Annotated in this window: 5 protein-coding genes and 1 other RNA gene; all 6 read left to right on the plus strand. The window is 66.5% G+C overall.

Annotation, left to right across the window (positions count from 1 at the left end):
• Positions 1-34 precede the first annotated feature (34 nt).
• The 6 genes from ffs (at position 35) to H9627_RS06400 (ending at position 5,840) form a co-directional block, all read left to right on the plus strand.
• An RNA gene (gene ffs, locus H9627_RS06375) (signal recognition particle sRNA small type) lies at positions 35-131 on the plus strand.
• A gap of 122 nt (positions 132-253) precedes the next feature.
• Positions 254-1,534, plus strand: a complete 1,281-nt coding sequence (locus H9627_RS06380) for an aspartate transaminase (protein WP_191733166.1) — start codon at positions 254-256, stop codon at positions 1,532-1,534.
• On the plus strand, positions 1,535-2,200 hold the full coding sequence (locus tag H9627_RS06385; RefSeq protein ID WP_191733167.1) for a suppressor of fused domain protein: 666 nt from the start codon (positions 1,535-1,537) through the stop codon (positions 2,198-2,200).
• A 60-nt stretch (positions 2,201-2,260) separates the two neighbouring features.
• Positions 2,261-4,651, plus strand: a complete 2,391-nt coding sequence (locus H9627_RS06390) for a DNA polymerase III subunit gamma and tau (protein ID WP_191733168.1) — start codon at positions 2,261-2,263, stop codon at positions 4,649-4,651.
• Positions 4,652-4,748: 97 nt separating this feature from the next.
• A complete protein-coding gene (locus tag H9627_RS06395) occupies positions 4,749-5,072 on the plus strand; it encodes a YbaB/EbfC family nucleoid-associated protein (RefSeq protein WP_191733169.1) in 324 nt (107 codons plus the stop codon).
• A gap of 111 nt (positions 5,073-5,183) precedes the next feature.
• A complete protein-coding gene (locus H9627_RS06400) occupies positions 5,184-5,840 on the plus strand; it encodes a recombination mediator RecR (RefSeq protein ID WP_191733170.1) in 657 nt (218 codons plus the stop codon).
• Positions 5,841-6,036: the final 196 nt, after the last annotated feature.

Genomic DNA, 6,036 nt, shown 5'->3' on the forward strand with positions numbered 1-6,036 from the left:
TAGCGTTTTCCGCCCCGAGTCCGCTAATGTTGTCTACAGGATCCCGTGCGGCGTTTATCTTGTGAACTCCCCCAGGGCAGGAATGCAGCAAGGGTCAGCGAGCTCTGACGGGTGCGCGGGATCCCCTTAAACGTCTAGAGTGGTGGCCCAGAGGCTGCTGCTCTTTTTTTGTGGTCTTTTCCCGCACTCTGCACCCGCGGGACAGCCCTGAAACCGGCTGTTCCCCTGCCACCACTTCCGGAGGTTCACCGTCATGAGTTCCGTCCAGTTGCACGATTTCGATGCCGATCAGCTCGCCGCATTCCGTGAGAACATAACCGCCGAGTTCAACGATCTGAAGGCCAAGAACCTGAAACTGGACCTGACCCGCGGTAAGCCGTCCTCCGAGCAGCTGGATTTCGCCGATGACCTCCTGGCGCTGCCGGGCAAGGGCGATTACAAGGCCGCCGACGGCACCGATGTCCGCAACTACGGTGGGCTCACCGGTATCCAGGACATCCGCGCGATCTGGGCTGAGCTCATGGGCATCCCCGTGGAGCAGGTCCTCGCCGGTGATTCCTCCAGCCTCAACATCATGTTCGATGTGATCAGCTGGTCCCACACCTTCGGCAACAATGACTCCGAGCGTCCGTGGAAGGACGAGGAGACCGTCAAGTGGATCTGCCCGGTCCCCGGCTATGACCGCCATTTCTCCATCTCGGAGCGTTTCGGCTTCGAGATGATCACCGTGCCCATGAACGAGGACGGCCCCGATGTCGCAGCGGTCGCGGAGCTGGTGAAGGATCCACAGGTCAAGGGCATGTGGGTGGTGCCGACTTTCTCCAACCCGACTGGGTACAGCGTGAGTGAGGACGTCGCAAAGCAGCTCGCCGAGCTGGAGACCGCAGCGCCGGACTTCCGCATTGTGTGGGACAACGCCTACGCCGTGCACACCCTGACCGAGGAGTTCCCGGAGATCCTCGATATCGTCGGCATCGCGGAGGCGGCCGGCAACCCCAACCGTTTCTGGGCGTTCACCTCCACCTCGAAGATCACGCTGGCGGGTTCGGGCGTGTCCTTCTTCATCACCTCCGAGGCCAACCGCTCCTGGTACACCGACATCGCGGGCATCCGCGGCATCGGCCCGAACAAGGTCAACCAGCTGGCCCACGCCCGTTACTTCGGCGACGCGGAGGGCGTGCGTGCGGTCATGCGCAAGCATGCGGCATCGCTCGCGCCGAAGTTCGAGACCGTCCTGAACATCCTGGAGACCCGTCTCGGTGAGTACGGCGTGGCTACCTGGACCCACCCCACCGGCGGTTATTTCATCTCCCTGGATGTCGTCGACGGCACCGCCTCCCGCGTGGTGGAACTGGCCAAGGAGGCCGGCATCGCCCTGACCGGCGCGGGGTCCTCCTTCCCGCTGCGTCAGGATCCCAACAACCGCAATATCCGTCTCGCGCCGTCCCTGCCTCCCGTGGAGGAGCTGGAGGTTGCGATGGACGGCGTGGCTACCTGTGTTCTGCTCGCCGCGGCGGAGCACTATGCGCGTTAAGTGAATATCCAGGAAACCGCGTACTGGGTGAACAGGCTGTTCCCCGGCGAGGCGGCATTCCACCGCGTGGATGCGTTCACGGTGGCGGTGTTCGACAACATCAACCCGGAATCGCCCGGCGAGGCTGTGGCCTGCACCGTTGACTTCGGGCGGGTCAACACCGGTCTGGTCACCGCGGCCGATGCGGAGAGTGTTGAGGTCCGCAGTGAGCTGCTGTGTCTCGCGCGCGCCGAGGCCAGCGTGCCGGGTCGTGCCGTGGCGGCCGCCGCAACCATGCTTCACGACGCCTCCCTCGCCTACCGCGACGCCCTCTCCTCGTCCCCGACCGGGACAACGGACATGGTGCCCATGCACGCCCAGCCCGGCCAGGTCCTGCCCGGCGTGGGCATCCTGGCTAACCTCCCGCAGGAGGGTTACACCGTCAACCACGGCATCCTGGCCGACCCGCGTATCTGGGGTCCGGAGATCCCCTTTGTCCGCGAGGAGGCCGGTCAAGTGAGTGTGGAGCCTGATGATGAGGATTCCGGCCTGGCGCGTCTGACCCTGCCACTCCAGCTGATCCTGCTCACCGATGAGGAATTCGCCGTGGCCGCCCAGCACGGTGGTGATGTGTTATTCCAGCAGATGGCGGCACAGCAGGTCGATCTGCTCGACCTGCACCGCTAGTCCCGGCTGGTCCTGACTGGCCGGTCTGGTGAGCCCGGTCTGCCCGGGTATGCTCAAGGCGTGGCTCTGTATCGCAAGTATCGACCGGCAAGTTTCGACGAGGTGGTGGGGCAGGAGCATGTGACCGCCCCGCTCTCCGTCGCGTTGGATAGTGGACGCATCAATCACGCCTACCTGTTCTCGGGTCCGCGTGGGTGTGGCAAGACATCGTCGGCACGCATCCTGGCCCGGTCCCTGAACTGTGTGCAGGGGCCGACCTCCACCCCGTGTGGAGTGTGCAACTCGTGTGTGTCCCTGGCCCCCGGCGGGCCAGGCAATCTGGATGTCACCGAGCTCGACGCCGCCAGCCACAACGGTGTGGATGACATGCGTGAGCTGCGGGAGAAGGCGCATTACGCCCCCGCGGAGTCGCGCTACCGGGTGTTCATCATCGATGAGGCGCACATGATCACCCCGCAGGGTTTCAACGCGATGCTCAAGATCGTGGAGGAACCACCGGAGCACCTCATCTTCATCTTCGCCACCACCGAACCGGACAAGGTCATCGGCACGATCCGTTCGCGCACCCACCATTATCCATTCCGGCTGCTCACGCCGGGCGCCATGCGCGGGCTGCTGGAACGCACCTGCCGCGCGGAGGGCGTGCACGTCGACGATGCTGTCTACCCCCTGGTCATCCGCGCCGGCGGCGGCAGCCCCCGCGACAGCCTCTCCATCCTGGATCAGCTGCTCGCTGGCGCCGGCCCCGACGGCCTGAGCTACGAGAGCGCCCTGCCGTTGCTGGGGGTCACCGACTTCACGCTTATCGACGCAGCCATCACCGCCCTCGCCACCGACGACAAGGCCTGCATGTTCGCCACCATCGACCGCGTCATCGAGGCCGGCCACGACCCCCGCCGCTTCGCCACCGATCTGCTGGACCGCCTGCGCGACCTCATGATCCTCCAGACCGTCCCCGAGGCCTTCGACCTCGGGCTTGTCGACGCCCCCACCGACCGCGCCCAGGTCCTCACCGACCAGGCCGCGATGTTCTCCGGCAATGAGCTGGCCACCCTCGCCTCCATGGTCAACACCGGCCTGGCGGACCTGCGTGGCGCGACCTCACCACGCCTGCTCCTGGAGATCCTCTGCGTGCGCCTGCTGCTCTCCCGCGGCCAGGTCGCGCAGGTCATCGCCCCTGCGGTGGGTGCGGCCCAACCCGCTGCTGCCGCGACCGCTCCCGCCTTCTCCGGACCGGGTGGTGCTGCTGCGGCGGCGAGGGCGAAGGCGTTGGCGGCGTCGCAAAGCTATGGTCAGCGCCCGGAGCCGAAGAAACCGGAGGCGCCGACACCAGCCCCGGAACCGGTTAAGGCTCCGGAACCCGCACCGGAACCCGTCAAGAAACCCGAACCCACGCCTGCACCGGAGCCCGTCAAGCAACCGGAGCCAGCACCTGAGCCTGCGGCACCAGCCGTGTCCGCTGCGGACCTGCTGCCGACGATCCGCTCCAAGTGGGCGCAGCTGCGCGCGCTGGTGGGCAAGGAGAACATCCGCACCGAGATCATGCTCACCGAGGCCAAGGTGCTGGGCATCCGGCAGAACACGCTGGTGCTGGGGCACAGCACGGGGGCGCTGGCGAACCGTCTCAACGCACCCGAGCACAACGAGGTGCTCGTGACCGTGCTGGAACGCGAACTGGGCACCCGCCTGGCTGTGGAATGCGTGGTGGGTACCGACCCGTCAGCGGTCGGGTTCACCACCTCGGCGCAGCCTGAACAACCGACCTGGAACCCCACCAGACCCGCGCCGCAGGACCAACCGGCTCAGCAGCAGATGCCGAGTCAGCCTCAGGAGTCCCGTCAGCACCCCAAGGCCCCCGCGCCTGCTGCGGCACCCGATGAGCCAGAGGAGCCTGAGAGTCCGGCTCCCAGCAGTGGGGGATGGGGTAAGCCGGTAAAGATCGGCGACGATCAGCCAGCTGCACCTCCCACGCCGCCCACTCCGCCGCCAGCCCCTGCGGCTCCTCCGGCCCCCACGCCCAGACCCCGCACTGAAGGGGACTCGAAACTCTCCTGGCGGGAACGCGCGGAGCAGGCCGCAGCCAATGCCACGGCCCACCGTCAGGCACAGCAGGGCACCAGCGCGCCGTTCTCCGGTGGTGTGCCCCTGCCGCCGGAGCCGGAGGATTATCCCATCCCCGGTGAGGATCCCTATGACTACAGCGCTGATGAGGGGATCCCACAGCGGACCCAGCAGGCTGCCCCCGCACAGTCGGCGCCGCAGGCAACCCCGACCACCCCGGCGCCACAACCCCCGGCTGGTGGGGGAGGGGAGAAGAGGTGGGCGTCGCAAAGCGAGGAGGAGGAGATGATGCGCGAGGCCGCCCGCGAACCCGGCGAGATGGACCGGCGTGATGCCAAGGCCATCGCCATGGAACTGCTCGCCGCGGAGCTCGGGGCGAAACCGCTGTAAGCCGAGAGCGAACCGACGGGTTTTCGTGCGCGCCAGTGGCGGGCCGTCGGTAGACTCGTGCGCAAACGGATTCCACCATCTTTCAGGAAGGTCAATAATGACTCAGCCAGACATGTCCCAGATCCTCGCCCAGGCCCAGCAGATGCAGGCACAGCTGCAGGCCGCGCAGCAGGAGATCCTGGCATCCTCCGTCGTCGGTGATGCGGCAAACGGCCTGGTCACCGTCACCATGTCCGGCTCCGGCGAGGTCACCGCGGTTACCATCGACCCGAAGGTTGTGGACCCGGATGATGTCGAGACCCTCCAGGACCTCGTCCAGGGCGCTTTCCTCGACGCGCACAAGAAGGTCGCCGACCTCGCGCAGGAGAAGATGGGCCCGCTGTCCCAGGGCTTCGGCGGCGACATGGGCAGCCTCTTCTAAAACCTCCCCAGGCCGGACATCGTCGGTGCGTGACTGCACTTCGATGTCCGGTCTTGCCATGTGCGATACTGGGCTGGTTAAGCTCCGTTTAAAGATAGGTGACTCACAACCGTGTTTGAAGGCCCTCTTCAGGATCTCATCGACGAACTCTCCCGACTCCCCGGAATCGGCCCGAAGAGTGCCCAGCGCATCGCATTCCACCTGCTCAACGTCGACCCCGACGACATCACCCGCCTCCAGGACGCCCTCGGGGCCGTGCGTGACGGCGTGCGCTTCTGCCGCATCTGCTGCAACATCTCCCGCGACGAGGTCTGCCGCATCTGCAACGACTCCGGCCGCGACCGTGGCCTCATCTGTGTGGTCGAGGAACCCAAGGACATCCAGGTCATCGAGCGCACCGGCGAATTCAGCGGCCGCTACCACGTCCTCGGCGGCGCACTCGATCCCCTGGCCAACGTCGGCCCACGCGAGCTGACCATCTCCACGTTGCTGCAGCGCATCGGCGGCGTCCTCGACGACCGCGAGCTCGCCGACTCCACCCCCGACGCCCCGCTTCTCGACGACAAACCCCAGATCCACGAAGTCATCCTCGCCACCGACCCCAACACCGAGGGCGAGGCAACCGCCTCCTACCTGGCCCGCCTGCTCAAGGACTTCCCCGACCTCGTTGTCTCCCGACTGGCCTCCGGAATGCCCCTGGGCGGCGACCTCGAATTCGTCGACGAGCTCACCCTGTCCCGCGCCCTGAGCGGCCGCCTGCGGATCTAACCGGGGCGATGGGTGTCGGGCCGGTGGCGGTGATGGTGCACAACCGTGCCGGTTAGGCCCAGAAACGGTCGGTCCGGCAGGGGAATCGGCATGGTTATGCACGCCGGGGCCCTCAGGAAGCACAACCGTGCCGGTTAGGCCCAGAAACGGTCGGTCCGGCAGGGGAATCGGCATGGTTATGCACGCCGGGGCCCTC

This window comes from Corynebacterium gallinarum (assembly GCF_014837045.1).
Classification (GTDB): Bacteria; Actinomycetota; Actinomycetes; order Mycobacteriales; family Mycobacteriaceae; genus Corynebacterium; species Corynebacterium gallinarum.